The 23,947-nt window shown below is 69.1% G+C and carries 24 protein-coding genes and 1 pseudogene; 16 read left to right on the plus strand and 9 right to left on the minus strand.

What is annotated here, in order from left to right:
- Positions 1 to 78: 78 nt before the first annotated feature.
- Both ACFXMV_RS03225 and ACFXMV_RS03230 read left to right on the plus strand, forming a co-directional pair.
- Positions 79 to 1,065: a sigma-70 family RNA polymerase sigma factor gene (locus ACFXMV_RS03225; RefSeq protein ID WP_378501344.1), complete on the plus strand. Its 987-nt coding sequence runs from the start codon at positions 79 to 81 to the stop codon at positions 1,063 to 1,065.
- The gene (locus ACFXMV_RS03230; RefSeq protein WP_378501343.1) at positions 1,062 to 1,655 is read left to right on the plus strand and encodes a TIGR03086 family metal-binding protein; all 594 of its coding nucleotides are present in this window, start codon (positions 1,062 to 1,064) and stop codon (positions 1,653 to 1,655) included. The genes ACFXMV_RS03225 and ACFXMV_RS03230 overlap by 4 nt, the downstream gene beginning before the upstream one ends.
- 13 nt (positions 1,656 to 1,668) lie before the next feature.
- Here ACFXMV_RS03230 and ACFXMV_RS03235 read toward each other — a convergent pair whose 3' ends face one another.
- Together ACFXMV_RS03235 and ACFXMV_RS03240 are read right to left on the minus strand one after the other, a co-directional pair.
- On the minus strand, positions 1,669 to 1,815 hold the full coding sequence (locus ACFXMV_RS03235) for a heme-binding protein (RefSeq protein ID WP_378501342.1): 147 nt from the start codon (positions 1,813 to 1,815) through the stop codon (positions 1,669 to 1,671).
- A gap of 142 nt (positions 1,816 to 1,957) precedes the next feature.
- Positions 1,958 to 2,098, minus strand: a pseudogene (locus tag ACFXMV_RS03240) (heme-binding protein); the annotation flags it as partial.
- Between the two features lie 89 nt (positions 2,099 to 2,187).
- Between ACFXMV_RS03240 and ACFXMV_RS03245 the strand changes: the two are divergent.
- The 8 genes from ACFXMV_RS03245 (at position 2,188) to ACFXMV_RS03280 (ending at position 12,176) form a co-directional block, all read left to right on the plus strand.
- Positions 2,188 to 3,342: an RNA-guided endonuclease InsQ/TnpB family protein gene (locus ACFXMV_RS03245; RefSeq protein ID WP_378501341.1), complete on the plus strand. Its 1,155-nt coding sequence runs from the start codon at positions 2,188 to 2,190 to the stop codon at positions 3,340 to 3,342.
- A 252-nt stretch (positions 3,343 to 3,594) separates the two neighbouring features.
- Entirely contained in the window at positions 3,595 to 5,118 is a 1,524-nt protein-coding gene (locus ACFXMV_RS03250; protein ID WP_378502580.1) for an ABC transporter substrate-binding protein, read from the plus strand.
- 57 nt (positions 5,119 to 5,175) lie between these two features.
- The gene (locus ACFXMV_RS03255; protein ID WP_378502741.1) at positions 5,176 to 6,696 is read left to right on the plus strand and encodes an ABC transporter substrate-binding protein; all 1,521 of its coding nucleotides are present in this window, start codon (positions 5,176 to 5,178) and stop codon (positions 6,694 to 6,696) included.
- A 73-nt stretch (positions 6,697 to 6,769) separates the two neighbouring features.
- Positions 6,770 to 8,308 carry an ABC transporter substrate-binding protein gene (locus tag ACFXMV_RS03260; RefSeq protein WP_378499803.1) on the plus strand — a complete coding sequence of 513 codons (1,539 nt, stop codon included), beginning with the start codon at positions 6,770 to 6,772 and terminating at the stop codon, positions 8,306 to 8,308.
- 43 nt (positions 8,309 to 8,351) lie between these two features.
- The gene (locus ACFXMV_RS03265; protein ID WP_378499804.1) at positions 8,352 to 9,299 is read left to right on the plus strand and encodes an ABC transporter permease; all 948 of its coding nucleotides are present in this window, start codon (positions 8,352 to 8,354) and stop codon (positions 9,297 to 9,299) included.
- A complete protein-coding gene (locus ACFXMV_RS03270) occupies positions 9,296 to 10,201 on the plus strand; it encodes an ABC transporter permease (protein WP_378499805.1) in 906 nt (301 codons plus the stop codon). The genes ACFXMV_RS03265 and ACFXMV_RS03270 overlap by 4 nt, the downstream gene beginning before the upstream one ends.
- Positions 10,198 to 11,187, plus strand: a complete 990-nt coding sequence (locus tag ACFXMV_RS03275; RefSeq protein WP_378499806.1) for an ABC transporter ATP-binding protein — start codon at positions 10,198 to 10,200, stop codon at positions 11,185 to 11,187. Before ACFXMV_RS03270 ends, ACFXMV_RS03275 begins: the two co-directional genes overlap by 4 nt.
- Positions 11,184 to 12,176, plus strand: a complete 993-nt coding sequence (locus ACFXMV_RS03280) for an ABC transporter ATP-binding protein (RefSeq protein WP_378499807.1) — start codon at positions 11,184 to 11,186, stop codon at positions 12,174 to 12,176. The genes ACFXMV_RS03275 and ACFXMV_RS03280 overlap by 4 nt, the downstream gene beginning before the upstream one ends.
- On the opposite strand, the gene ACFXMV_RS03285 is transcribed toward ACFXMV_RS03280, so the two are convergent.
- The 3 genes from ACFXMV_RS03285 to ACFXMV_RS03295 form a co-directional block, all read right to left on the minus strand.
- The gene (locus ACFXMV_RS03285) at positions 12,173 to 13,399 is read right to left on the minus strand and encodes a serine hydrolase domain-containing protein (protein ID WP_378499808.1); all 1,227 of its coding nucleotides are present in this window, start codon (positions 13,397 to 13,399) and stop codon (positions 12,173 to 12,175) included. The two genes, ACFXMV_RS03280 and ACFXMV_RS03285, sit on opposite strands and share 4 nt — an antisense overlap.
- Positions 13,400 to 13,453: 54 nt before the next feature.
- A complete protein-coding gene (locus tag ACFXMV_RS03290; protein ID WP_378502579.1) occupies positions 13,454 to 14,131 on the minus strand; it encodes a TetR/AcrR family transcriptional regulator in 678 nt (225 codons plus the stop codon).
- 83 nt (positions 14,132 to 14,214) lie between these two features.
- A complete protein-coding gene (locus ACFXMV_RS03295) occupies positions 14,215 to 14,766 on the minus strand; it encodes a carboxymuconolactone decarboxylase family protein (protein ID WP_378499810.1) in 552 nt (183 codons plus the stop codon).
- 84 nt (positions 14,767 to 14,850) lie between these two features.
- On the opposite strand from ACFXMV_RS03295, the gene ACFXMV_RS03300 reads away from it, so the two are divergent.
- Together ACFXMV_RS03300 and ACFXMV_RS03305 are read left to right on the plus strand one after the other, a co-directional pair.
- Complete coding sequence (locus ACFXMV_RS03300) at positions 14,851 to 15,321, plus strand: MarR family winged helix-turn-helix transcriptional regulator (RefSeq protein WP_378499811.1); 471 nt, start codon at positions 14,851 to 14,853, stop codon at positions 15,319 to 15,321.
- A 96-nt stretch (positions 15,322 to 15,417) separates the two neighbouring features.
- Positions 15,418 to 15,855, plus strand: a complete 438-nt coding sequence (locus ACFXMV_RS03305) for a DoxX family protein (protein ID WP_378499812.1) — start codon at positions 15,418 to 15,420, stop codon at positions 15,853 to 15,855.
- A 62-nt stretch (positions 15,856 to 15,917) separates the two neighbouring features.
- Here ACFXMV_RS03305 and ACFXMV_RS03310 read toward each other — a convergent pair whose 3' ends face one another.
- The gene (locus tag ACFXMV_RS03310) at positions 15,918 to 16,637 is read right to left on the minus strand and encodes an IclR family transcriptional regulator (protein WP_378499792.1); all 720 of its coding nucleotides are present in this window, start codon (positions 16,635 to 16,637) and stop codon (positions 15,918 to 15,920) included.
- A 128-nt stretch (positions 16,638 to 16,765) separates the two neighbouring features.
- Here ACFXMV_RS03310 and ACFXMV_RS03315 point away from each other — a divergent pair, with 128 nt between their 5' ends.
- Both ACFXMV_RS03315 and ACFXMV_RS03320 read left to right on the plus strand, forming a co-directional pair.
- Complete coding sequence (locus tag ACFXMV_RS03315) at positions 16,766 to 17,569, plus strand: SDR family NAD(P)-dependent oxidoreductase (protein ID WP_378499791.1); 804 nt, start codon at positions 16,766 to 16,768, stop codon at positions 17,567 to 17,569.
- Between the two features lie 22 nt (positions 17,570 to 17,591).
- Positions 17,592 to 18,488, plus strand: a complete 897-nt coding sequence (locus ACFXMV_RS03320; protein WP_378499790.1) for an NAD-dependent epimerase/dehydratase family protein — start codon at positions 17,592 to 17,594, stop codon at positions 18,486 to 18,488.
- A 51-nt stretch (positions 18,489 to 18,539) separates the two neighbouring features.
- Here ACFXMV_RS03320 and ACFXMV_RS03325 read toward each other — a convergent pair whose 3' ends face one another.
- Positions 18,540 to 20,387, minus strand: coding sequence for a galactan 5-O-arabinofuranosyltransferase (locus tag ACFXMV_RS03325; RefSeq protein WP_378499793.1), 1,848 nt, complete (start codon positions 20,385 to 20,387; stop codon positions 18,540 to 18,542).
- Between the two features lie 303 nt (positions 20,388 to 20,690).
- On the opposite strand from ACFXMV_RS03325, the gene ACFXMV_RS03330 reads away from it, so the two are divergent.
- The gene (locus tag ACFXMV_RS03330) at positions 20,691 to 21,014 is read left to right on the plus strand and encodes a hypothetical protein (protein ID WP_378499789.1); all 324 of its coding nucleotides are present in this window, start codon (positions 20,691 to 20,693) and stop codon (positions 21,012 to 21,014) included.
- Positions 21,015 to 21,126: 112 nt separating this feature from the next.
- Here ACFXMV_RS03330 and ACFXMV_RS03335 read toward each other — a convergent pair whose 3' ends face one another.
- On the minus strand, positions 21,127 to 21,888 hold the full coding sequence (locus ACFXMV_RS03335) for a decaprenylphospho-beta-D-erythro-pentofuranosid-2-ulose 2-reductase (RefSeq protein WP_378502092.1): 762 nt from the start codon (positions 21,886 to 21,888) through the stop codon (positions 21,127 to 21,129).
- The gene (locus tag ACFXMV_RS03340) at positions 21,885 to 23,336 is read right to left on the minus strand and encodes an FAD-binding protein (protein ID WP_378502093.1); all 1,452 of its coding nucleotides are present in this window, start codon (positions 23,334 to 23,336) and stop codon (positions 21,885 to 21,887) included. The genes ACFXMV_RS03335 and ACFXMV_RS03340 overlap by 4 nt, the downstream gene beginning before the upstream one ends.
- 134 nt (positions 23,337 to 23,470) lie before the next feature.
- On the opposite strand from ACFXMV_RS03340, the gene ACFXMV_RS03345 reads away from it, so the two are divergent.
- Positions 23,471 to 23,938, plus strand: coding sequence for a GtrA family protein (locus tag ACFXMV_RS03345; protein ID WP_378502578.1), 468 nt, complete (start codon positions 23,471 to 23,473; stop codon positions 23,936 to 23,938).
- The last annotated feature ends 9 nt before the right edge of the window (positions 23,939 to 23,947 follow it).

A 23,947-nucleotide genomic window follows, 5' to 3' on the forward strand; every position in this document is an offset into this window, starting at 1 on the left:
TCATTGCGCGTCACCGATGAGTTTTCGCCTCGCCGCGGGTCTGTACTCGGGAAGGCATTCGACGAAGGGTGGGAATCGATGACGGACAGCGCGGTTCAGGAGGACTTTGCTCCGCTGGCGGAGCCGTATCGGCGCGAGCTGCTGGCGCACTGTTACCGGATGTCCGGTTCCGTGCACGACGCCGAGGACCTGGTGCAGGAGGTGTACCTGAAGGCGTGGCGCGCATACGAGAAGTTCGAGGGGCGCTCGTCGCTGCGCACCTGGCTGTACCGGATCGCGACGACCACCTGCCTGACCGCGCTGGAGAGCAAGGGCAAGCGCCCGCTTCCCACGGGACTCGGCGCGCCGAGCTCCGATCCCGCGGGCGAGCTGATCGAGCAGGGGGAGGTGCCCTGGCTCGAGCCGATCCCGGACGCCCTGCTCGGCACCGCCGCGAGCGACCCCGCTGTCGTGGCCACCTCCCGCGAGAGCATCCGGCTGGCGCTGATCGCCGCGCTGCAGTTCCTGCCGCCGAAGCAGCGGGCGGTGCTGATCCTGCGCGAGGTGCTGGCCTGGCCCGCGGCCGACGTCGGGGAGCTGCTGGGCATCAGCACCGCAGCGGTGAACAGCGCGCTGCAACGCGCCCGTGCGCAGATCGATCAGGCCGCACCCGCCGAGGACGCCGTCATGGAGCCGGTGAAGCCGGACCAGCGCGAGCTGCTCGACCGGTTCATGGCGGCCTTCGAGACATACGACATGGCCGCGCTCAAGGAGCTGTTCACCGAGGACGCGGTCTGGGAGATGCCGCCGTTCGTCGGCTGGTACCAGGGTCCCGAGGCCATTCGGACGCTGATCGAGAACAACTGTCCCGCACAGGGTCCCGGAGACATGAAGCTGATCCCCACCGTGTCCAACGGGCAGCCGGCGTTCGCGATGTACATGCGCGGCCCCGACGGTGTCCACCGCGCCTTCCAGTTGCAGGTGGTCTCCCTTGGGCCGTCCGGGGTCGATCACGTGACCGCGTTCTTCGACGTGTCGCTGTTCGCGAAGTTCGGACTGCCCGAGACGCTGCCGGTCGGGTCATGACCGGGGCCGCGCTCGCGTGGCCGTTGGCCGACCCGGTCGCGTTGCTGGAGCGGTCGATCGGCTACACCCTGGGCAGCCTGCAGTTCGTGACGGAGGAGTCGATGGGCCGGGCCACGCCGTGTCGTGACTGGGACCTGCGACAGCTGCTGGCGCACATGAACGATGCCCTCCGCACCCTGCAGGAGGCAGCACTCGACCGACACATCACGTTGGTATCCGCCGTCGACGGAATCGATCCGGACGCCGATCCCGTTGCGGCGCTGTGTGACCGAGCCTGCCGGCTGCTCGGATCGTGGGCGCGCTCCGGCGATCCCGAGGGCATCCTGATCGGTGGGGTCTCGATGGCCGCGGGCATCGTTCCGGCCGCCGGGGCGTTGGAGATCGCCGTGCACGGGTGGGACGTCGCCAGGGCGTGCGGGCAAAACCGGCCGATCCCACCGGGATTGGCCGAGGAACTACTCACCTGTGCAGCGCTTTTCGTGAGTGATGCGGACCGACCGTCCCGCTTCGCCGCCCCCGTCGAGGTGTCGGCGGGGGCGGGTGCGGGGGAGCGGCTGCTGGCGTTCCTCGGCCGGGACCTGCGCGCCTAGCATCACGGTCGCGCTATTGGGTCTGATCGGCGGCCTTCAACGCGGCGGCGCCTGCCCGCGCGTAGGCGGCGTCCTCGTCGGGATCCGCGCCACTGACCCCGATCCCGCCGACCACCACACCGGCCAGCCGCACGGGCACCCCGCCCGCGAGCGTCGTCATCGGCTGCGCGGTCTGCGCGCCGATGAGGTCGAACAGTTCCGGGTGCGCGGACTTCAGCCCGGCGAGGTCGCCCGACGCCGCCCCCCATCAGCGCGGCTGTCGTCGCCTTCGTGCGCGCCACTCCCGCGGTGAACCACGGCGCCCCGTCGTCGCGGACCGCCAACACGTCGTGGCCGCGGGCATCCACCACCACGACACTGACGCGCTTGTCGTCTTGCCGTGCCGCCGTGAGCGCGGCGTCCGCCGCCGCCCGGGCCCCGATCAGATTCAGCTCCTTGGTCATCGTAAGTTCGGCGCGGATACTCCGTCGTTCACGGGGGAGTGGACGCGCCGTCCTCCTTCCTGTCGGTGGTGTCGGTTAGGTTGCCGGGTGTGGAGGAAGTGGTGCGCTACAGCTACCGGCTCCGGCCGGGTGCGGTAGCGCAGCGTGCCCTGATCGCTGAGTGGCATCGGTGCAGGTTCCTGTGGAATGAGGCCGTTCATCAACAGAAGTCGGGTCAGCGGCCGACGTTCGGGAAACTGTCGAAGCTCCTCACGCAAGCCCGGTCGCACAGTGTGTGGTTGCGGGATGGATCGCAGGTCGCCCAACAACAAGCCCTCCGCACCTATGCGCAGGCGTTGGACCATTCCTTCAGGGTCAAGGGCCGGGGGCGGCCGGTGTTCAAGGCGCGGAAGAAGTCGTTGCCCTCGCTCGAGTACACCGTGCGGGGGTTCTCCCTGCGCGACGGGCGGTTGGTGCTGGCGAAGGGTGTGAGTATCCCGGTGGTGTGGTCGCGGGAGTTGCCGTCCGACCCGACCAGCGTCCGAGTCACTCAGGATTCGTTGGGGCATTGGTACGCCTCGTTCGTTGTCCGCCGCGAAACCGAACCGGCACCCGATGCAGTGGGTGGGATCGGAATCGACTGGGGTGTGACCACCACAGCCACGACCACCTGCGCCGAATTTGATTTGCCGTATCTCGGGCATCGGAAGCGTTGTTCCGCCGAGCTCGCGAGGGCGCAACGCAAGATGTCGCGACGTCACAGCGGCAAGCGGGGTCCGCAGTCCCGGGGCTACGACCGTGCGAAACGGGAGGCGGCGAGGCTGCACAAGAAGGCCGCGCGCCAGACGGTCCACGATGCCCGGGTATGGGTTAAGTCGGTGGTTGACCGGCATGCGTTGATTGCGGTGGAGGACTTCACGCCGAGGTTCTTGGCTAAGTCGACGATGGCCCGCAAGGCCGCCGATGCGGCGATCGGCGTTGCGAAGCGGGAGTTGATCGATCGTGGTGTGCGGGCCGGCCGGAAGGTGGTGTTGGTGCGGCCCGCGTACACGTCCATGACGTGTTCGAGGTGTTTCGTGAGAGCCAAGCAGCGCCTCGGACTCGCACAACGAACCTTCCGTTGCCATGACTGCGGCTACACCGCCGGTCGGGATCGGAATGCTGCCAGGGTGATTCTGGCTGTGGCAGAACGCGGCCACACAGGTGTTGACGACGTCAGACAATCTGATCCCTCCCTTCGGGTGGGTGGTCCGGTTGCGGTCTGAGCTTGAAATCTCCTGCCTTAGGCAGGGGAAGCGCTAACCGGCGACCGTACCGGGTGCCCGGTCCCGGTGGGTGGGAGCACCCGGCGGACCGGTCGCGGCGACGGTGCACGGTTCCGGCGGGCGTCGAGTGGGTCTCGCTCAGCGGGACGGCTGTGGAGTGGCCCCGGTCACATTGCATACGTTCGCGAAGGACCGCCGGCCTCGGTGTGTTCGCGCGCGCCCGCACCGGTGTGCTCCTCGTGAAGGATGGGTATGTCACGCAGACTCGTTGTCGCACTTGGCCTGACCGCCGCCCTGCTCGCCGGCTGTAGCGGGGCGGACAGCTCGTCCTCGACCGCGGCGGCGGACCCGAACGCCACCTTCCACTACGCCACGGTGTTCGGAGCGTCGTCGTTCGACCCGCACAAGACGAAGATCACCAGCGACGCGACCATGCTCAACCTGGTCTATGACCGCCTGGTGCACCGGGATACCGACGCCAACCCGGTACCGGGGCTCGCCGAGTCGTGGGAACTCACCGACACCGCACTGACCCTGCACCTGCGGGACGGGGTCACCTTCGCCGACGGCACCCCGTTCGACTCCGCCGTGGTGAAGGCGAACCTCGACCGGGCGAAGGAACCCGACTCCGTGACGGCGTCGATGCTGACGGCGCTCGGCGGGGTGCAGACGCCGGACCCGCGGACCGCGGTGCTCGCCCTCGACGGTCCCGGTGCGCAACTGGTCCTCACCCTGTCCGACCTGCCCGGAATGATGGTCAACCCCAACGCCTTCGGTGCACCGGACAAGAATGCGGCGCTCGTGCTGGCGCCTGCGGGCTCCGGACGGTACACGGTGGCGCGGTCGCAGCCGGGTGCCGAGTACGAGTTCCAGGCACGCGACGGCTACTGGGATCCCGAGTCGGTGAAGTCGAAGCGGTTCGTGTGGACGGTGATGACCGATCCGCAGACCCGACTGAACGGCGTCGCGTCCGGTGAGCTGTCCGCGTCGATCATCACGCCGCTGACCATCGACGCCGCCGAGCAGCAGGGCCTGAAGGTCGAGGCGCCGATCCGGATGGACCACATGGCCATCAACTTCAACCGCACCAGGGGCGAGTTCACCAAACTCGAGGTCCGGCAGGCACTCGCGCACGCCATCGACCGGCAGGCCATCGCGGACACCGCGATGGAGGGTCACGCCGAGGTGGCGACGCAGAACTTCCCGAAGCAGTACTTCGCCCACGATGCGGCGCTCGACGACGCCTACCCGTACGACCCGGAGAAGGCCAAGCAGCTGCTGGCCCAGGCCGGGCTGCCGAACGGTTTCAGCTTCACCGCGATCCTGTTGAATCTGCCCGAGAACCAGCTCGTCGCGCAGATCGTGCAGCAGCAGCTCGCCGCGGTCGGCGTCGACATGCAGCTGCGTCCGCTGCCGCCTGCGGACGCCTCGCCCACCTTCAACCGCGGCGATGCCGATGCCATCGTGACCACCTTCACCGGCCGCGCCGATCCGTCGATCCTGCTCACCTCGCTGTACGGGGCAGCATCGCCGCAGAACCCGTCGCACGGCAACGCACCCGGCTTCCAGGAGGCGCTCGACGCCGCCAATTCGGAGCCCGATCTCGCGGCACGCGGCGAGAAGATCGGCGCGGTGTCGACGATCGTCAGCGACAACGCGCTGGCCCTGCCGCTGGTGTTCTTCGCCCTCGGCTCCACCCTCGACGAACACGTCGTCGGCTACGAACCGAACCTGCTCATCGACGAGTGGCGCGGCGTCGGCCTCACCGCCGAGTAGTCGCCGACCGATCGCCCGCCCACCACGACCGAAGGAATGCCTGTGTTCTCACGAAGAATGACGGCCGCACTCGCGGTGACCGCCGCCCTCGTCGCCGGTTGCGGCTCCGCGGACTCCGGTGGCGCGTCCGCCGCGGACGTCGACCCGAGCGCCACGCTGCGCTACGCCACCACCTACGGCGCGTCGTCCTTCGACCCGCACAAGACGAAGATCACCAGCGACTCGACGATGCTCAACCTTGTCTACGACCGGCTCGTGCACCGGGATGTCGACGGCAATCCCGTTCCGGGACTGGCCGGTTCGTGGGAATTCGCCGCGGACGGCACCGCGCTGACGCTGCACCTGCGTGAGGGAGTGTCCTTCTCCGACGGGACCGCACTGGACTCGTCCGCGGTCAAGGCAAACCTGGAACGGGCGCTCGCGCCGGATTCGATCACCGCGTCCATGCTGGCGGGGGTTTCCGGGATCGACACCCCGGACCCGCGGACCGTGGTGCTGCGGCTGTCGGGCCCCGGCGCCCAGCTGGTGCTCACCCTGTCGGACCTGCCGGGAATGATGGTCAGCCCGAACGCCTTCGGGACCCCGGAGAAGGACGCGGCCCTGGTCCTGAACCCCGTCGGGGCAGGCAGGTACACCGTTGCGAATGCGCAGCCCGGTGCCGAATATCAGTACACCGCGCGGCAGGGGTACTGGGATCCGGAAGCGGTGCGCGCCGCGAACTTCCAGTGGACCGTCATGACCGACCCGCAGACCCGCGTCGGCGGCGTCGCGTCCGGCCAGCTCGATGCCGGTATCGCCACCCCGCAGTCCATCGACTCGGCGACCACGCAGGGCCTCGAGGCGCAGGTGCAGACCAGCCTGAACAACTACGTGCTCAACCTCAACCGGACGCGCAGCGAGTTCGGCAAGGTCGAGGTGCGTCGCGCCCTCGCGCACGCCGTCGACCGCGAGGCGATCGTCGCGTCCGCGCTCGAGGGTCACGGGGAGCCGGCGAGCCAGAACTTCCCGAAGGGGTACTTCGCGCACGACGACGCCCTCGACGGCCAGTACGCGTTCGATCCCGCCAAGGCGAAGGAACTGCTCGCCGCGGCAGGTGTGCCCGGGGGCTTCTCGTTCACCGCGGGTGTGTCGAACCTGCCGGAGAACACCATGATCGGGCAGATCATGAAGGAGCAACTGGCGCAGGTCGGGATCACCATGGAGATCCGGTCCATGACGCCGACCGACCTGAATCCCGCATTCAACCGCGGTGAACTGGACGCGATCATGACCACGCTGGTCGGCCGCGCGGACCCGTCGCTGCTGCTGACCTCGTTCTACGGGCAGAGCTCGGCACAGAACCCGGCCCACGACGAGATCCCGGGTTTCCGGGAGGCGATGGACGCCGCGAACCGGGCCACGGATGCGTCACAGCGCGCGACGCTGCTCGGTGACGTGAACGAGGTTCTGATGGACCAGGCCGCGATGCTGCCGGTTGCCTTCGCGCAGCTCGGGGCGATCACCTCGGATCAGATGGTCGGCTACGAACCCAACCGGGTGGTCGACGAGTGGCGTGGTGTCGGGGTCGCGGCGAACTGATCTGAACGTGCGTTCCTCGACCGTTCGGGTCGGGGTTCGGAGACGACGACTAGGCAAATGGGGGAGAGTGACTGTGTCTCGTAAGGTGATTGCCGCGATCGGGGTGTCGGTGGCCCTGCTGTCAGGGTGCTCGAGTTCGACGGACAACGGGCCCGCGGCGGCCTCGTCGCAGACCGATCCGACGGCCACGTTCCGCTATGCGACGACGTACGGCACGTCCTCGTTCGATCCGCACAAGACGAAGGTCGCGCAGGACAACATTCTGCTCGCCCAGGTCTACGATCGGCTCGTACACCGGGACCGCGACGCCAATCCCGTTCCGGGGCTGGCGGAGTCGTGGGAGTTCGCCGCGGACGGTTCGTCGCTGACGTTCCACCTGCGGGACGGGGTGGTGTTCCAGGACGGCACACCTTTCGACGCGGCGGCGGTCAAGGCGAATCTGGAGCGAGCGCAGGAACCGGACTCGATCACCACCACGATGTTGGCTCCGGTGACGCGAATCGACACCCCTGACCCGCGCACGGTGGTGCTGGCGCTCAGCGGCCCGGGCGCCCAACTGGTGCTCACGCTGTCGGACCTTCCGGGAATGATGGTCAGCCCCAGCGCATTCGGAACGAAGGAGAGGGATGCGGCCCTGGTGCTGACCCCGGTGGGTGCCGGTCGCTACACGGTGGCCCGCTCCACCCCCGGCGCGGAATACGAGTTCGCTTCCTGGGACGGCTACTGGGACCCGGATTCGGTGAAGTCCAACCACTTCCGGTGGACCGTGATGGCCGACCCGCAGACCCGGCTGAACGCGTTGTCGTCCGACCAGATGGATGCCGCGATCGCGACCCCGCTGATCATCGACCCCGCCAGACAGTCGGGCCTGGAAGCCGAGGTGCAGACCAGCCTCAACCACTATGCGCTGCACTTCAACCGCACCCGGAGCGACTTCGGCAATGTCGACGTCCGACGGGCGGTCACCCGGGCGATCGACCGCGACGTCATCGCGCAGACAGCGCTCGAGGGCCACGGTGAAGCGGCAAGCCAGAACTTCCCGTCCGGATACTTCGCCTACAACGAGGATCTGGCCGACCAGTACACCTACGACGAGCAGGCGGCGAAGGATCTGCTCGCGAAGGCCGGCGTGCCGAACGGCTTCGCGTTCACCGCGGGTGTGATTAACCTGCCCGAAAACCAGCTGATCGCCCAGATCGTGCAGGAGCAGTTGGCGAAGGTCGGTGTTCGGATGGAGATCCGCATCATGACCCCGCAGGAGATGTCGCCGGTGTTCAACCGGGGCGAACTCGACGCCGTCCTGACCACCGTGGTGGGGCGCGCCGACCCGTCCTTGCTGCTGACCACCTACTACTCGCCGACATCGCCGCAGAATCCGTCGAAGGACACCATCCCCGGGTTCCAGGAGGCGCTCGACGCGGCGAACCGGGAATCCGATCCGGACGCTCGCGGTGACCGGATCGCGGCGGCGTCTGCCGCGGTCATGGAACAGGCACCGATGGTGCCGCTCGCGTTCTCGGACCTCGGCGGCATCGTCACCGACCCCGTCGTCGGCTACCGGCCGTACCGGGCCATGGACGAGTGGGGCGGCGTCGGCATCGCAGCCGAATGACCCACCCCGCCCATCGAATCGCACGTCAGAGGAGGACCGAGTCGTGTTACGCCTGATCGCCAGTCGGCTGCTGGCGGTGATACCGCTGCTGCTCATCGCCACGGCCATCACCTTCAGCCTGGTCTTCCTGATCCCGGGTGACCCGGCGCACCGGATCGCCGGCGAGTCCGCGACCCCCGAACAGGTCGAGATGGTCCGGCAGGAACTGGGTCTCGACCGCCCGGTGGTCGTGCAGTACGTGAACTTCCTGACGGGGCTGCTGCAGGGAGATCTCGGCACCAGCTTCACCTACAAGGCACCGGTGCTGGACATGATCGTCGACCGCATCCCGGTGACGCTGTCGCTGGCCATCGTCTCGGTCGTCATCGCCCTGCTGATCGGGATCCCCGCCGGCATCATCGGCGGCAGCAGGCCCGGCAGCTGGCAGGACCGGGTCAGCAGTGTCGGCTCGACACTCGGCGTCGCCACCCCGAACTTCGTCCTCGCGCTGCTGCTGATCCTGGTGTTCGCGATGAACCTGAAGATGCTGCCCGCCACCGGATACGCGCCGCTGAGCAAGGGCCTGTGGCCGTGGCTGTCACACCTTCTCCTGCCCGCCGTCGCCCTCGGCGTCGCGGCGGCCGCCGAGATCGCCAGGCAGCTGCGCAGTTCGATGATCGACGTGATGCAGCAGGACTACGTGCGCACCGCGACGGCGAAGGGCCTGCCGCGTCGCACCGTCCTGGTCAAGCATGCGTTGAAGAACGCGTTCATCCCGACGGCCACCGTCCTCGGCATGCAGATCGCGTTCCTGCTCGGCGGCACCGCGGTCATCGAGGCGGTGTTCGGGCTCAAGGGTCTCGGTGATTTCGCGGTCCAGGCCGTGCTGTCCGGGGATCTGCCCGCGATCCAGGGCGTGGTGATCTTCGGAGTACTGGCCACCGTCGTCATGAGCCTGGTGGTCGACATCTCGTACGGCTACCTCAACCCGAAGACCAGGAGGGGCGCATGACCGCACTGGACGAATCCGCCGCGGTCGCGGCCGAATCCGTCGCCGACGCCGTCGAGTCGCCGCGCCGCCGGTTCCTGCGCCGCTTCCGTGGCCGTCGCGCGGCCGTGGTGTCGGCGGTGTTCCTGATCGCGATCACCGTCATCGGTCTGCTCGCGCCGTTGCTCGCTCCGCACGATCCGCTGGTCCAGGACCTGACCGCGCGTCGACTGCCCCCGCTCAGCGACGGCTATCTGCTCGGCACCGACAACCTCGGCCGGGACACGCTGTCCCGGTTGATGTACGGGATGCGGGTCGCGGTGTCCGCCGCCGCGATCTCGGTGTCGGTCGGCCTCGCACTCGGCGTGGTGCCCGCGCTGATCGCCGGCTTCCTCGGTAAGCGGTGGGACGCGGTCATCTCCCGGGTCGCGGATGCCTTCCTCAGCTTCCCGCCGTTGCTGCTGGCGATGGCGATCGTCGGGGTTATGGGCCCGAATCTGACCAACGCGATGATCGCGATCGGCATCGTCTTCGCGCCCCGCTTCTATCGGGTGGTCCGCGGTGCGGTGATCTCCGTCCGGGAGGACACGTTCATCGAGGCGTCCCGCAGCATCGGCACGCCCACCGGGCGAATCATTCGCAAACACATTCTGCCGCATATCTTCTCGCCGCTGATCGTCCAGATCAGCCTGGCCTGCGGATTCGCGATGCTGGCCGAGTCGTCCCTGAGCTTCCTCGGGCTCGGGGTGCAACCCCCGGACCCGAGCTGGGGCCGGATGCTCGCCGAGGGGCGGGAGGCGTGGAACTACACCGCGTGGCCGGTGCTGATCCCTGCGGTCGCGATCATCGCCGCGGTGCTCGCCTGCAACACCCTCGGCGACGGCATCCGTGACAGCGTCGGACGAGAGAACAGGAGTGAGCGATGACCGGGACACCGCTGCTGTCGGTTCAGGGACTCGGGGTCGAGTTCCTCACCCACGGAGGATGGACACCCGTGCTGCAGGACGTCTCGTTCGACGTCCGGCCCGGTGACCTCGTCGGCCTGGTGGGGGAGTCGGGTTCCGGCAAGTCCGTCACCTGCTCGTCGGTGCTGCGACTGCTGCCGCCGAGCCAGTCCCGGGTGACCGGTGGTCGCATCCTCTTCGAGGGCGCAGACCTGCTCGCGGCGTCGGAACGTGACCTGGGCGCGGTGCGGGGCAACGACATCGCGATGATTTTCCAGGAGCCGATGACGAGCCTGAACCCGGTCTACACCGTCGGCGACCAGATCGCCGAGGTGGTCCGCAGGCACCGCGGGGTGGGGCGCAAACAGGCACTCGCCCGCGCCGTCGAGGTGCTCGACCTGGTCGGCATCCCCAACGCCGCCCGACGGGTCAAGGAGTATCCGCACGAGTTCTCCGGCGGCATGCGGCAGCGGGTGATGATCGCGATGGCCCTCGCGTGCGAGCCGAAACTGCTGATCGCCGACGAGCCGACCACCGCACTTGACGTGACCATCCAGGCGCAGGTGCTGGACCTGATCCGCGAGATGGCGGCGCAATTCGAGATGGGGGTGTTGTTCGTGACGCATGACCTCGGCGTGGTCGCGGACCTGTGCACCGAGGTGGTCGTGATGTACGCGGGGCAGGTCGTCGAACGGGCCGGCACCGTCGACCTGTACGACGCACCCCGCCACCCGTACACGGAGGGGTTGCTCAAGTCGGTGCCGTCGATCGACGGCCGGGCCGACCTGCACACCATCCCCGGTTCCCCGCCCGTTCCCGGTTCGATCACCAGTGGGTGCCGGTTCGCGCCGCGCTGCAGCTACCGGGATCCGGTGTGCGACAACACGGTCGTGCTCGGGGAGCTCGGCGGCGGACGACTGTCGCGGTGCACGCGGGTCGAGGATCTGGTCCTGGAGGGATGCGCATGACCGTCGACGTGCAGGCACAGGTCGTCACACCGCTGCTCAGCGTGCGCGGGCTGAGCGTCGAGTTCCGCAGCGGCTCCGGCATGTTCGGGACCAAGCGCGTCGTGCGTGCGGTCACCGACGTCAGCTTCGACATCCGCGCCGGTGAGACCTTCGCCCTGGTGGGGGAGTCCGGGTCCGGCAAGTCGACCACCGCGCGCGGCATCCTGCGACTGGTGGACGTCGCCGACGGCTCCGTCACCCTCGGCGGAATCGACGTGACGGCGCTGTCCCGCAAGGACTTACGTGACGCCCGCCGTAACATGCAGATGGTGTTCCAGGACCCGTACTCGTCGCTGGACTCGGCGTGTACGGTCGGTGACGCGATCGCCGAGCCGCTCGAGGTGCACACCGACCTCGACGCCGCGGCACGTCGCAGGCGGGTGGGTGATCTGCTCGAACAGGTCGGCCTGCGGCGCGAGCACGCCCAGCGTTACCCCTACGAGTTCTCCGGCGGCCAGCGGCAACGGATCGCGATCGCCCGCGCGATCGCCGTCGAGCCGAAGCTGATCGTCGCCGACGAGGCCGTCAGCGCGCTCGACGTGTCCACCCAGAACCAGGTGATCGCCCTGCTCGAGCGACTGTCGCGGGAACTGGGCATCGCGTACCTGTTCATCGCGCACGATCTCGCGGTGGTGCGGCACATCGCGCAGACCACGGCGGTGATGTACCTGGGCCGGATCGTCGAGTGGGGGCCGTCGGAGCGGCTGTTCGCCGAACCGGCGCACCCGTACACCAAGGCGCTGCTGTCGGCGGTGCCGGTGCCGAACCCGCGCAGGCAACGCGACCGGGACCGGATCCGGCTCACCGGTGAACTGCCCGACCCGGCCAACCCGCCGTCGGGCTGCGCGTTCAGTACCCGGTGCCCGCTGGTGACCGAGCGGTGCCGCACCGAGGTGCCCGCGGTGACCGAGGTCGCAGGCGGCGGCCAGGTGGCCTGTCATCTCGTCTAGGCGCCGGCGATGGCCCGGAGCACCTCGAACGTCTCCTGCTCGTCCTGCTCGGTGCCGTGGTCGCTGAGCTTGACGATGACGGTGCCGGTGGACGGGTCGACGTAGGTGTACTGGCCGTAGACGCCGAGCGCGGACATGTCCCGGCTGTCGGCTGTGGGGTGCCACCACTGCGCCGAGTAGCCCCACTTCGAGACCTGGTGCGGCGCAGGGGTACTGATGCGCTCGATCCAGGCGGTCGGGACCACCTGGGCGTCACCGGCGCGACCGCCGTCGAGGACGAGCTGGCCGATCTTGGCGTAGTCGCGGGCGGTGGCGTTGATGCAGCAGAACGCCTTCTCCTGGCCGCCGTCCCGGTCGAGGTTCCAGGTCGCGCCGTCCTCGGCGCCGATCGGGGCCCACAGGTCCCGCTCGAGCAGTTCGGTCAGCGGTCGGCCCTCGACCCGGGCCAGCACCTGGCCGAGCAGCTGGGTCTCGACGCTCCGGTAGTCGCTCTCGCTGCCCGGTGCGAACGTCACGCCGCGGTGGTCGGCCACGAACTCGTCGAGGTCCCGGGTCAGGTACATGCGGGCGGTGCCGGTCAGCGGCCAGTACGGGTTGTAGTTCTCCGACACGTCGACGCCCGCCGTCATGTCCAGCAGGTGCCGCACCGTCACGGTGTCGTACTCGCCGCCGGTGGTGAGCTCCGGTAGGACGTCGACGAGCCGGTCGTCCTCGCTGAGCTTGCCCGCGTCGATCGCCCGCCCGATCAGCAGCGAGACGACGGACTTGGCCATCGACCACGACGACAGCCGCGTGGTGGGCTCCACCCCGTCGCGGTACCACTCGTGGGTGAGTGCGCCGTCGCGCAGCACCAGGAAGGCGTTGGTGTTGGTGGTCTCGAGGAACTGCGCGACCGGGATCTGCTCGCCCTTCCACGGCACCGTCGCTGGCAAGGGCATCGGGTTCTGTTGCAGTGGAGCGGGATTCGGCGAGGCCGCCACCGCGCGGGCCGGATACAGCTCGCCCTGCTTGGACGGTGCGTCGGTCAGCAGCCGGGCCAGGGTCGGCGGCGCGGGGATGTCGAGGGCGGCGGCGGCGGTATACGTCGCGGCCACCAGCGTCGCGGCGGCCACCGGCAGGGCGATCGCGGCCTTGCGGAGCCGGGAACCCGGCCGCGCCCGCCCGGGCGCGACGGCTGTGGGCTCGGTGGCTGTGGGCTCGGTGGTGGTGCTGGGCTCGGTCATGGCCGGGTGATCCTCGATCTCGGGTGCAGGTTGGGTGTGGCGGGGCAGGGGTGATCAGCCGGTGGTCGCGGCACCGGACCTGGCGTCGACGGCCGTCCAGAACGCCTCGATCAGGGTGTCCAGCACCAGGTCCGGGCCGACCTCGGCCAGGGCGGCGGCGTGCGCGGCGATCGCGGGGTACCGCACCGGGTCCGCGCCCGCGTACTCGCGGACCCAGGCCCGCACGTCGGCGGCGCGGAGCGTGTCCGGCAGTACCGCATAGCCGGCCCGCATTCCCGCGTAGGACAGCACGCTCTCGGCCAGCATCCGTTGGTACCGAACCACATCCGTCGCGTCGAGGCCGAGTTCGCCGAGCGCGGTCAACATCATCTCGACGAGGGCGAACTCGCCGGGGCCGCGCGTGGTGCGGGGCGCCACCGCCGCGCCGACGTAGGGATGTTCGGTGAACACCGCGACCACCGCGCCCGCGAGGCGTTCCATGCGCCGCTTCGGGCCGAGCCCCGCGGGAACCCGGTCGTGCGCCATCGTCAGCAGTCGGTCGCCGACGGCCCGCAGGAGCGAGTCCTTGTCGGAGAAGTGGCGCCACACCGCCGACCGGTCGACGCCGAGTTCCTCGCCGAGCGCGCGCCCGGTCAGCCCGTCCGGGCGGCCCCGGGCGGCGATCCGAACGGCGGCCTCGACGATCACCTCCGGAGTCAACCGAACCGGGCGGCGCGAGCCGTCGTCGACCATCGTGCATTCCCCCCCTGCCACATCGGTGTTGTCATCAATGATGACAACACCGGCGTGGTGGCTGGGGCGTTTCGGGAAACGGGTTACGCAGCACCGTCCCAGGCGAACGGAACGAACGCCTCGTCCAGGGGCGCCCCGGTCATCCGGTTGGCGAACGTGGACAGCGTGTAGGAGCCGACGCCCAGCACCACTTCGAGGGCGTTGCGCCTGGTGAACCCGAGCCCGAGGAACTCGTCCAGCTGGGCATCCGGCACCGCGCCGGCGTGGTCGAGCACCGCGAGGGTGAACGCGCGCAGCCCCTCGAGGCGGGGATCGTCGAGGGGTCGGCGGGTCCGGAGTGCCTCGATCAGGTCCGCGGACGCCCCTGTCCTGGTCAATGTCGCTGTGTGCAGGGCGACGCAGACGTGGCATTCGTTGCGGGTCGCGATGGTCAGGACCAGCACCTCGCGTTCGAGTGCGGTCAGTGTGCAGGACTCGAAGAGGGCGTTCGACCGGGTGAAGGCGTGCAGCAGCTCCGGCGATTCCGACATGAGCGCCGCGGGGGCGGGGAGGAAGCCGAACGCGCCCTCGATGGCGGCCATGGTCGGGCGGGCGGCGGCGGGAGCGGTATCGGCGGTGTGGTGGGTGAAGGGCATGTGGGCGGCCTCTCTGCGGTAATATCGTCAATGTGGTTGTCCAAATAGTAAACATAGTTGTCGATGTGCGGCAAGGGGTGCGCCGTGTCGATCGATGAGGTTCGCGGCTTCGAGCTGCCGTTGCTGCTGTTCGCCGGTTTCCGGACGTTGATCGACGAGTTGCATCGCGAGCTGGCCGCGCAGGGTCACCCGGACATGCGCCCGGCCTACGGATTTGCGATGCAGGCCATCGGGGTCTCGGGCACGACCGCGAGCGAGCTGGGGCGCAGGCTCGGGGTCTCGAAGCAGGCGGCAGGCAAGACCGTCGATCGGCTGGAGACGCTGGGATACGTGGCCCGCCAAGATGATCCGTCGGACGCGCGGAGCAAGCGCGTGGTGCTCACCGACCGGGGGCTCGAGAGCCTGCGCCGCTCCGCGGCCGTCTTCGATCGGCTGTGGACGGACTGGGCGGCGACGATCGGGCCGGAACGGTTGCGCGCGCTCGAGTCCGACCTCCGCGCGGTCACCGCAGGTCAGGGCTTCCGTCTCGACGCCCAGGCCTGGTTCGGGGGGTAATTTCCACCCGCGCGATGAGTTTCGCGATCGGGGCCGGTCTATATGGCAACCGCTTCGCGCGCCGTGCACGGAGCAAACACCGCATCGGAGCCCGCCATGACCACCACGCCGCACCGCTCATCCACCGCAACCGCGGTCACCGCCGCCGTCCCCTCGAAGCGCGCGCGGACCGCCGGGCTGGTCATCAGCGGCCTGGTCGTCGTCTTCTTCCTGTTCGATTCGCTCACCCACATCGCGAACGTCGAGCAGGTGCGCACCGCGATGGCCGATCTGGGGTTCGACCCGAGCCTGAACAGGGTCTTCGGGGTGGTGCTGCTGGCCTGCCTCGCCCTCTACGTCCTGCCGGTGACGTCGATCCTCGGCGCGGTCCTGCTGACCGGCTACCTGGGCGGCGCCGTCGCCACCAACCTGGTGACCGAGCAGCCGATCCTCAGCACCACCCTGTTCCCGATCTACTTCGGCATCCTGGTGTGGGGCGGGCTGTACCTGCGCGATCCGCGGGTCCGCGCGATCATGCCGCTCGTCCGCGGATAGGCAGCTTCGCTGCCCGTGCGCGGTTGACGGGTCCACAGACCCGTCAACCGCGCACGGGTGCGTCAGCGCCTACCCGAGTCGTCGGATCCGGGGGTGGCGATCCGACGCCAGATCTGGGCCGCCGCGGTCTGCGCAGACAGCAGCAGCTGCTTGTCGTCGATCTTCGCGGCCGGACCGAAGAGCGACAGCGCGGCGGCGGATTCCACGCGGTCGACTGGACCGATCGGGACCGCGACACAGCTGAACCCCTTCAGGCACTGCTCGCGGCCGTACGCGATCCGTGACTCGCGCACCCGGTCGATGTCCGGCGCATCCTCGGGTGCGGGACCGGCCACGGCGAGCAGTGCCGCGCCGATCGTCGACGACCTTGCGGGAAGCCGACTGCCGACGTGGGACCGGACGCTGGGGGCGAACTCGCCGCCCACCTTCTCGAGGTAGACGACCTCCGGCCCGTCGAGCACGCCCAGGTGCACGATGCATCCGGTCCGCTGGTGCAACCAGTGCAGGCTGGGCAGCGCGGCCCGGCGCAGCGAGTTCTGCTGTGCGGCGACCGCCCCCAACTCGATCATGCGCATGCCCAGCTGGTAGTCCATGCCGTGCCGGTGCACCCACCGCAGCGCGACCAGCTGCTCCAACGCGCGATGAACCGACGTGCGCGGCAAGCCCGTGGCGGCGACGATCTGCGACAGGTTCAGACGGGCGTCGCCGGTGAAGGCGCCGAGGATCAGGGCAGCGCGCTGCAGGGTTCCGGTGGTGCCCTCGTCAGAAGGGTGCGGTCGCATCCGTTCCTCCTCGCCTATCCACTCGGTCAGTACACCTCATCGGCGCGCGGGCCAATTCTTCCGGACACCGGAATCGCGCCTGTCGCCGCGCCGCGGGTCGCGGTGTACTGGCGTCCATGCCCAACCTCATGGCTTTCACTCCGGGCGCGATGCTGATCGGTCGTCGCGCCGTGGTCACCGGCGGTGCCCAGGGTATCGGTGCCGCGATCGCGCGGTCCTTCGCCGCCCACGGCGCCGACGTGCTGGTCGCGGACGTCGAACCGCTCGGCCCGCTCGAGTTCGATCCCGCGGCCGGCGGCTCGATACGCCCGCTCGAATGGGATGTGCGCACGGGTGCGTGCCCGCCCGAACTCGTCGACCACCGGCCGGACGTGCTGGTCAACAACGTCGGGCACTACCTGCAACCCCCGCACGCGTTCGCCGACAATGCGCCGTCGCTGTGGGAAGAGCTGCACGAGATCAACTTCGCGCACGTCATGCGCCTGACGCAGGCGCTGCTGCCGGGCATGGCCGAGCGGGGCGACGGTTCGATCGTCAACCTCACGACCGTCGAGGCGCACCGGGCGATCCCCGGTCACAGCGTGTACTCCGCCTACAAGGCCGCGCTGACGCAGTTCACCCGGTCGCTGGCCGCGGAGGTGGGCCCGTCCGGTATCCGGGTCAACGCGATCGCGCCGGACCTCATCGAGTCGGTCCAGGTGCCGTATGCGTCGCTGGTCCCGGAGGAGCAGCGGGAACTGTGGCCGACCTGGTCGCCGCTCGGGGGCCCCGGACAACCCGAGGACGTCGCAGGCGTCGCACTCTTCCTCGCCTCCGACCTGTCGCGGTTCGTCACCGGCGGCACCATCCATGTCGACGGCGGCACGCACTCGTCCGGCGGATGGGTCCCTCGCCGCTCCGGTGGCTGGACGAACCGCCCCCTCAATCCCTGATCCACTAACCGAAAGACACACCATGAAGATCCTGGTCATCGGCGGCACCGGCATGATCGGTGCACACGCCGCCCTCCTCCTGCGCGAACACGGCGACGACGTCACCGTGGCAGGGCGCGGACCGATCCCCGACGAGTCCCCGGTCGCCGACTTCCCGCTTCTCGCGGGCGATTACACGGTGCCGTCGTTCACCCGTGCGCAGCTGTCGGGGTTCGACGCCGTCGTCTTCGCCGCCGGTCAGGACCCGCGCCACCGGACCGCCGCGGACCGCGACGACGCCGAATTCTGGGCGACGACGCAGAGCGTCGGGGTTCCGCGCTTCGCCGAGCTCGCCAAACAGGCAGGCGTGGGCCGTTTCGTGCAGATCGGAAGCTACTACCACCAGATCCGACCCGACATCGCGACCACCAATCCGTATGTGGCGGCACGGAAGGCGGCGGACGAGGGTGCCCGTGCGCTCGCCGACGACTCGTTCAGCGTGTGCACGCTCAATCCGCCGTCGATCATCGGCGTCGTGCCGGGGGCGTCGACCCGACGCTATCGAAAGATGGTGTCGTGGGCCGCGGGCAACGAGCCGGGCATTCCCGATTTCGCGCCCGTCGGCGGCACCAACTACATGTCGGCGCGTTCGCTCGCGCAGGCGGTCCGCGGCGCCGTGCACCACGGTGAGTCGGGCAAGGCGTACCTCGTCGGAGGCGAGAACCTGGAGTACCGCCAGTTCTTCCAGCTGATGGTCGACGCGGCGGGCGGCGACCGGGAGATCGTCGCCCGGGACGAGGAGCACCCGCTGCTCTCGGACGCCGCGATCGTCCAGGGCCGCGGCAACACCCTGGCGTACGAGCCGGAGGTGGGCGTGCTGGGCTACGACCGCAACGACTGCGCGCGAGCGGTCAGAGAACTCGTCGACGCGGTCGTTTAGGCGGCTCCGCCGCCCGTGAGTCCTTTTGGCCCGTGCGGGGACCAAAAGGACTCACGGGCGCGAAGCGCCTACGACGACGAACGGGCCGACCTCGGTCTTGGTGAACCGGGGGTCGTCGAACAGCCGCTCCGGGAACGTCACCGTGTAGCGGCGCACGTTCGGGTCGTTGGGGTACACGTCCTCTGCCAGTCGCAGGGTGTAGCCGTCGGCCCCCTTGCGGAAGACGAACACATCCGGTGCGCGCCAGGGGCTTTCGTCCATGGCGCGGATCAGCGCGTCCGGGTTCTCGGATTCGGCCCAGTCAGCGATCGCCGCGGCGCGCCGATCGAACTGCGCCAACGGGTTCGCGTAGTGCGAGGTCAACCCCTGGAAGCCGAAGTACGGATAGAAACTGAGGAAGCTGGTGTCGGCGGTGAGCACCACGGTGTCCGAGCGCGGTCCCGGGCGCTGCGCGGCGATCGCCGCGTCTACCTCGGCGTAGTAGGAGGCGGCGCCGGGCGGGCGCTGGTCGGCCCGCTCGCCATCGCCGTCGGTGTCGGTGTACGCGGTGGTGATCTCCGACGCGAGCACCTGCGGGATGTTCTGCGCGAACGCCACCGCGCCGAGCGCGCCGATAGCGACGATCGCGGCCCGGACCCGGGGGTTCTCGCTGGTCGCCAGGATCGCCCAGCGCGCGAAGTCAAGGAACCCGAAAACGCCTGCGGCGCCGAGCAGTACCAGCAGGACCGGTTCGAGCCGGAAGGACAACAGGGTGTTGCCGATCGCCGTCACCGCCATCGAGAGCAGCCACCAGGCATATACGGCAACGACGCCGATCCCGAGCGCCTGTGCGCGCCGTGAGGAGGTGAACCGGCCGACCAGCCACACCGTGCCGAGCATGCACAGCGCCCCGATCAGCGAGAAGTGGAACATCGGCAGCGGGAGCCGCGCGCCCGCGTCGGGGAGGTAGTGCAGCGCGGTGCCGGTGCTCGCCGTCGACCCGGTGCGCAGCGCGTTCAGGTACGGCAGCCACACGATCAGCGCGATCAGGCCCGCGATCACCCCGGCCACCGCCAGGCGCAGCAACGGGCCCCGCGCGGCCCTGATCCCGTTGGCGCGCGCCGCAATCGCGGCGGCGAGCACGGCCATCAGGGTCACCGCGAAGGCGGCCCAGCCCAGATAGAGGGTGTAGAAGGTGGCGGCGACGCCGAGGAAGAGTCCGGTCCCGACGATCGCGCCCCAGCCGTCGGCGCCGGTCCCGTGCGGTCGGTGCAGCCCGCCCCATGCCAGCACCAGCACCGGAGGCAGCAGCACCACGAGTACCGCGCTGTACGGCTCGGGGGAGGCGTAGGCCAGTGCGATCGCGGCCACCGCCGTCGCGACGAGCACCGCGACGTGGTCGCGGATCAGCTTGGACCACAACACCAATGCGAGTACCGACGCGACCGCGATCGACGCGATCGCGTACGGCTTGAACACCTCCCAGCCGTCCATGCCGAGCAGGTTCGCCACCCGCCCGCCGACCCAGAACCAGCCGGCCGGATAGAACGACGGCAGGTCCGCGTAGGTCATGTCTTTCAGTGCGACGGTGTCCGTCATCCGGGTCAGGAACTCGGTGCGGAACTCCTGGTCGACCGACACGCCGAACAGGTACAGCTTCGTCGCGGCCAGCGGCATCCCGAGGGTGACGGTGACGAAGCCGGACAGCGCCGCCCAGGACAGCACCTTCGCCGCGGTCACCGCGCGCCGCGACCGCAGCAGCCACACCGACAGGGCAAGACCCGTCAGCGTCACGACCTGACCGACCGTCGTCAGCGCACGGGTGACGTTGGAGGAGTTGAACGCAGGCCAGTCCACCAGGGAGAAGGCCACCAGGCCGACCCCGGCCACGACGGCCGCGACGACCGCGGCCAGCATCATCTCCCCGGCGGCGGACGCGGCGCGATGCAGCGGACCGCGGCGGGCGGGGGACGTGCTCGGGGCGGTGTCGGGGAGCGGAGCTGTGGGAGCGTCGGTCACAACCACTGAGCTTAGTGAACCTCCTGGGATCCGGTCGCGGGCCTGGCGCGGCACCCTGGCCTCCCCTTGCCGCAGAGCGGACACTGGGGGAGGCGGCCGGAATCAGGAGTGCCCCGCTGACGGCGGACGGCCAGGGCAGCGGGACAGGGACCGCCGCATCACAGGACACGCCTCAGAAAGAGGTGTCCGTGGAAGGAGAAGGGCATGAATGGGAATGCTCGACGATCGATCCTCACCGTCGCCGCGGTGATTCCGATGCTGATGCTCGGGTTCGGTCAGGCGGCGGCGTCGCCGCGAGTGGTCACCGGGCCGGATCTGTCACGGGTCGATGGATCGCTCTACGACACGTCCACGCGGGCCGACGGGTACTCGTGTGTCATCGTCGGCCCCGGCGTCGGGTTCGGCTCGAACCCCGCGGGCGGCGGATTCGGTCACGTCACGGGCGCGTTCACCGGGTACGGCGCGGTCACCGGCCTGTGCATGGGTGGACCTACCGGTATGGCGGTCCCCTCGGGGTTCGTCGGCTGAGCGCCTCGTGCGGTCTCGACGTAGCTTCAGTGCCATCCCGCGACCGAACGAATCGGCCCACCACAGTGCAACTGTGGTGGGCCGATTCGTGGCGCGATCCGGTCGCGGAGACTTAGACCGGCAGCTTGCGGAAGATCGCCCGCGGGACGTGCCGCAGGATCATCATCACGAAGCGGAACGGGCCTGGCGCCCAGACGATTTCCTTGCCCTTGTCGGACGCGGAGACGGCAAGCGCGGCGACGTCGTCCTTGTTCACGGTCAGCGGCGCCTCCTTGACGTGCGCACTGAACTGGGTGCGCACCATGCCGGGCCGGATCACCGTCACTCGCGGCCCGAACTCGGCCAGCGCCTCGCCGAGGCCGAGGTAGAAGCCGTCGAGTCCGGCCTTGGTGGAGCCGTAAACGAAGTTGGCGCGCTTCACCCGCTCGCCGGCGACCGACGACATCGCGAGGATCCGGCCGAAGCCCTGCGCCTTCATCTTCTCGCCGACCAGCACGCCGACCGAGACGGCGGCGGTGTAGTTCACGTTCGCGACCAGCACGGCCTTGCGCTGGTTCTGCCACAGTTCCTCGGCGTCGCCGTCGAGGCCGAACGCGACGATCGCGACGTCCACGTCGGACTTGGCCCAGGCCTCGTCGATGACCTTCGGGTGGCTGTCGGTGTCGACGGCGTCGAAGTCGATGACGTCGACCTCGGTGGCGCCCTTGGCCTTCAGTTGCGCGACCGCACCGTCACGGCCCGGGTCGCCGGGCAGCGCGGCGAGGATGACCCGCATGGGGCCCTTCTTCAGGTACTCCTCGCAGATGGCCAGGCCGATCTCCGAGGTGCCACCCAGCAGGAGCAGGGTCTGGGGGTTGCCGACGGCGTTGATCACTGGAGTTCCAACCTTCTGGACATGTCGGAGGCGAAAACGCCTGTGGGGTCGTACTTTCGGCGGGTGGCGATCCACTCACCGATGCGCGGGTACATGGCATGGAAGGTCTCGGCGGTGGTCCGGGAGTCCTTCGCGGTGTACAGCCGGCCACCGAACTCGAGGACACGCTTGTCGAGTTCGGTGACGAACTCGTTGAGCCCGGCCTTGATCGGGAAGTCGACGCAGACGTTCCAGCCGCGCATCGGGAAGCTCAGCGGCGCCTGGTTGCCCTCGCCGAACAGCTTGAACACGTTGAGGAACGACACGTGCCCGGACCGCTGGATGTCCACGATGATCTTCTTGAACTCGTCGACCGCCTCCGGGGGCACCACGAACTGGTACTGCAGGAAGCCCTTCGAACCGTAGGCGCGGTTCCACTCGCCGAACAGGTCGAGCGGGTGGTAGAACGCCGTCAGGCTCTGGACCTGGTTGGTGGCGTTCTTGGTCTTCCGGTAGTACAACTCGCCGACGATCGAGAAGTCGACCTTGTTGGCGAGGCCGTTCGGGAAGATGTCCGGAAACGTCACCAGGGGCTTGGCGTTGAACCGCAGCGGATCCTTCTGCAGCTTCGCGGGCAGCTGGTCGAGCTTCGCCAGCGAGCCGCGGGACACGGCGGCCCGACCCAGCTTCGGCGGCGCCGAGATCGCGTCGAACCACGCCGACGAGTAGTCGTAGTTGTCCTCCGAGCCGTCGCTGTGCAGCGCGATCGTCTCGTCGAGTCCGGTGGTGCGCACGCTGTCCGCGATGAAGTACGCGGTCTCGGTCGGCGTCATCTTGATCGTCGCGCGCAGGATGATGCCGGTCAGGCCGCAGCCGCCGATCGTCGCCCAGAACAACGCGCCCTTCGGGTCGGCCTTGCCGCCCTTCGGGGTCAGCTTGCGCACCTGGCCGTCGGCGGTGAGCAGGTCCAGCGACACCACGTGGTTGCCGAAGCTGCCCGCGCTGTGGTGGTTCTTGCCGTGGATGTCGGAGCCGATCGCACCGCCGATGGTCACCTGGCGGGTGCCGGGCAGCACCGGGACCCAGAGGCCGAACGGCAGCGCCGCCTTCATCAGCTGGTCGAGGTTCACGCCCGCGTCCAGGTCGACCAGGCCGGTGTCCCGGTCGATCCGGTGGATCCGGTTCAGGGCATTCATGTCGATGACCAGGCCGCCCGCGTTCTGCGCCGAGTCGCCGTAGGACCGGCCGAGTCCTCGGGCGATGACGCCGCGCCGCAGGTGTGAGGGCTTGCCCTCGTTCTGCTCGGCGACCTGTGCGACCGCGTTGGCGATCGCCTCGACGTCGGGCGTGGAAAGCACCTCTGCGGTGGTGGGCGCGGTGCGCCCCCAGCCGGTGAGCGTGCGGGTCTGGGTGGTCAGAGGCTGCGGCTGCTCGGCGGCGGCCGGGGACTCTTCAGCTGTCGTAGACATCGCTGTAGAGGTTACCTGGCGGTAGCGCATCCGACCCCTGCCGAGTGTGCAGAAATCGTCGCCGCCACTCGACGTTTGCCCCCATATCTGCACGCTCGGCGCTCGCCGGGTCCCGCGCCGCCTATCCTCGTTCCGTGTCCGGAACCCCCATTGCCCCTGAGCCGCACCTGCCGACGGCGGTCGATCTACCGCTGCGCGACGAGACGGCGGCCGGCGTGGATCTCAAGACGCAGCTCGTCCGGTTCGTGCTCACCGGTGCGCTGTCCGCGGTGGTCGACTTCACGATCACGATGCTGTTGCAGAACGGGCTGGGGTTGCCGCGCGCGGCAGCAAAGTCCGTCGGATTCGTCCTCGGCACGACGACGGCGTACCTGATCAACCGTCGCTGGACGTTCAACGCCCCGCCGAGCCGCGCGCGGTTCATCGCGGTGGTGGCGCTGTACGCGGTCACGTTCGCGGTTCAGGTCGGCATCTACACGCTGCTCGGAGAGGTCTGGGCGGACACCCTGATTTACGACGCGCTCGCCTTCGTCATCGCGCAGGGCACCGCGACGGTGATCAACTTCGTCGTGCAGCGGGCGGTCATCTTCAAGATCCGCTAGGGGCTACGC

It is taken from the genome of Rhodococcus sp. NPDC059179 (assembly GCF_042754885.1).
In the GTDB taxonomy this organism is placed as follows: Bacteria; Actinomycetota; Actinomycetes; order Mycobacteriales; family Mycobacteriaceae; genus Rhodococcus_G.

What these genes read in the sequence shown, in the direction of transcription:
- ACFXMV_RS03235 (WP_378501342.1), bottom strand. Translation starts at nt 1,815, where the DNA reads ATGACGACGCTCGCGGGCGGGGTGCCCGTGCGGCTGGCCGGTGTGGTG.
- ACFXMV_RS03290 (WP_378502579.1), bottom strand. Translation starts at nt 14,131, where the DNA reads ATGGTCGACGACGGCTCGCGCCGCCCGGTTCGGTTGACTCCGGAGGTG.
- ACFXMV_RS03225 (WP_378501344.1), top strand. Translation starts at nt 79, where the DNA reads ATGACGGACAGCGCGGTTCAGGAGGACTTTGCTCCGCTGGCGGAGCCG.
- ACFXMV_RS03270 (WP_378499805.1), top strand. Translation starts at nt 9,296, where the DNA reads ATGACCGCACTGGACGAATCCGCCGCGGTCGCGGCCGAATCCGTCGCC.
- ACFXMV_RS03275 (WP_378499806.1), top strand. Translation starts at nt 10,198, where the DNA reads ATGACCGGGACACCGCTGCTGTCGGTTCAGGGACTCGGGGTCGAGTTC.
- ACFXMV_RS03295 (WP_378499810.1), bottom strand. Translation starts at nt 14,766, where the DNA reads ATGCCCTTCACCCACCACACCGCCGATACCGCTCCCGCCGCCGCCCGC.
- ACFXMV_RS03280 (WP_378499807.1), top strand. Translation starts at nt 11,184, where the DNA reads ATGACCGTCGACGTGCAGGCACAGGTCGTCACACCGCTGCTCAGCGTG.
- ACFXMV_RS03330 (WP_378499789.1), top strand. Translation starts at nt 20,691, where the DNA reads ATGAATGGGAATGCTCGACGATCGATCCTCACCGTCGCCGCGGTGATT.
- ACFXMV_RS03325 (WP_378499793.1), bottom strand. Translation starts at nt 20,387, where the DNA reads ATGATGCTGGCCGCGGTCGTCGCGGCCGTCGTGGCCGGGGTCGGCCTG.
- ACFXMV_RS03250 (WP_378502580.1), top strand. Translation starts at nt 3,595, where the DNA reads ATGTCACGCAGACTCGTTGTCGCACTTGGCCTGACCGCCGCCCTGCTC.
- ACFXMV_RS03315 (WP_378499791.1), top strand. Translation starts at nt 16,766, where the DNA reads ATGGCTTTCACTCCGGGCGCGATGCTGATCGGTCGTCGCGCCGTGGTC.
- ACFXMV_RS03285 (WP_378499808.1), bottom strand. Translation starts at nt 13,399, where the DNA reads ATGACCGAGCCCAGCACCACCACCGAGCCCACAGCCACCGAGCCCACA.
- ACFXMV_RS03320 (WP_378499790.1), top strand. Translation starts at nt 17,592, where the DNA reads ATGAAGATCCTGGTCATCGGCGGCACCGGCATGATCGGTGCACACGCC.
- ACFXMV_RS03310 (WP_378499792.1), bottom strand. Translation starts at nt 16,637, where the DNA reads ATGCGACCGCACCCTTCTGACGAGGGCACCACCGGAACCCTGCAGCGC.
- ACFXMV_RS03305 (WP_378499812.1), top strand. Translation starts at nt 15,418, where the DNA reads ATGACCACCACGCCGCACCGCTCATCCACCGCAACCGCGGTCACCGCC.
- ACFXMV_RS03340 (WP_378502093.1), bottom strand. Translation starts at nt 23,336, where the DNA reads ATGTCTACGACAGCTGAAGAGTCCCCGGCCGCCGCCGAGCAGCCGCAG.
- ACFXMV_RS03255 (WP_378502741.1), top strand. Translation starts at nt 5,176, where the DNA reads ATGACGGCCGCACTCGCGGTGACCGCCGCCCTCGTCGCCGGTTGCGGC.
- ACFXMV_RS03230 (WP_378501343.1), top strand. Translation starts at nt 1,062, where the DNA reads ATGACCGGGGCCGCGCTCGCGTGGCCGTTGGCCGACCCGGTCGCGTTG.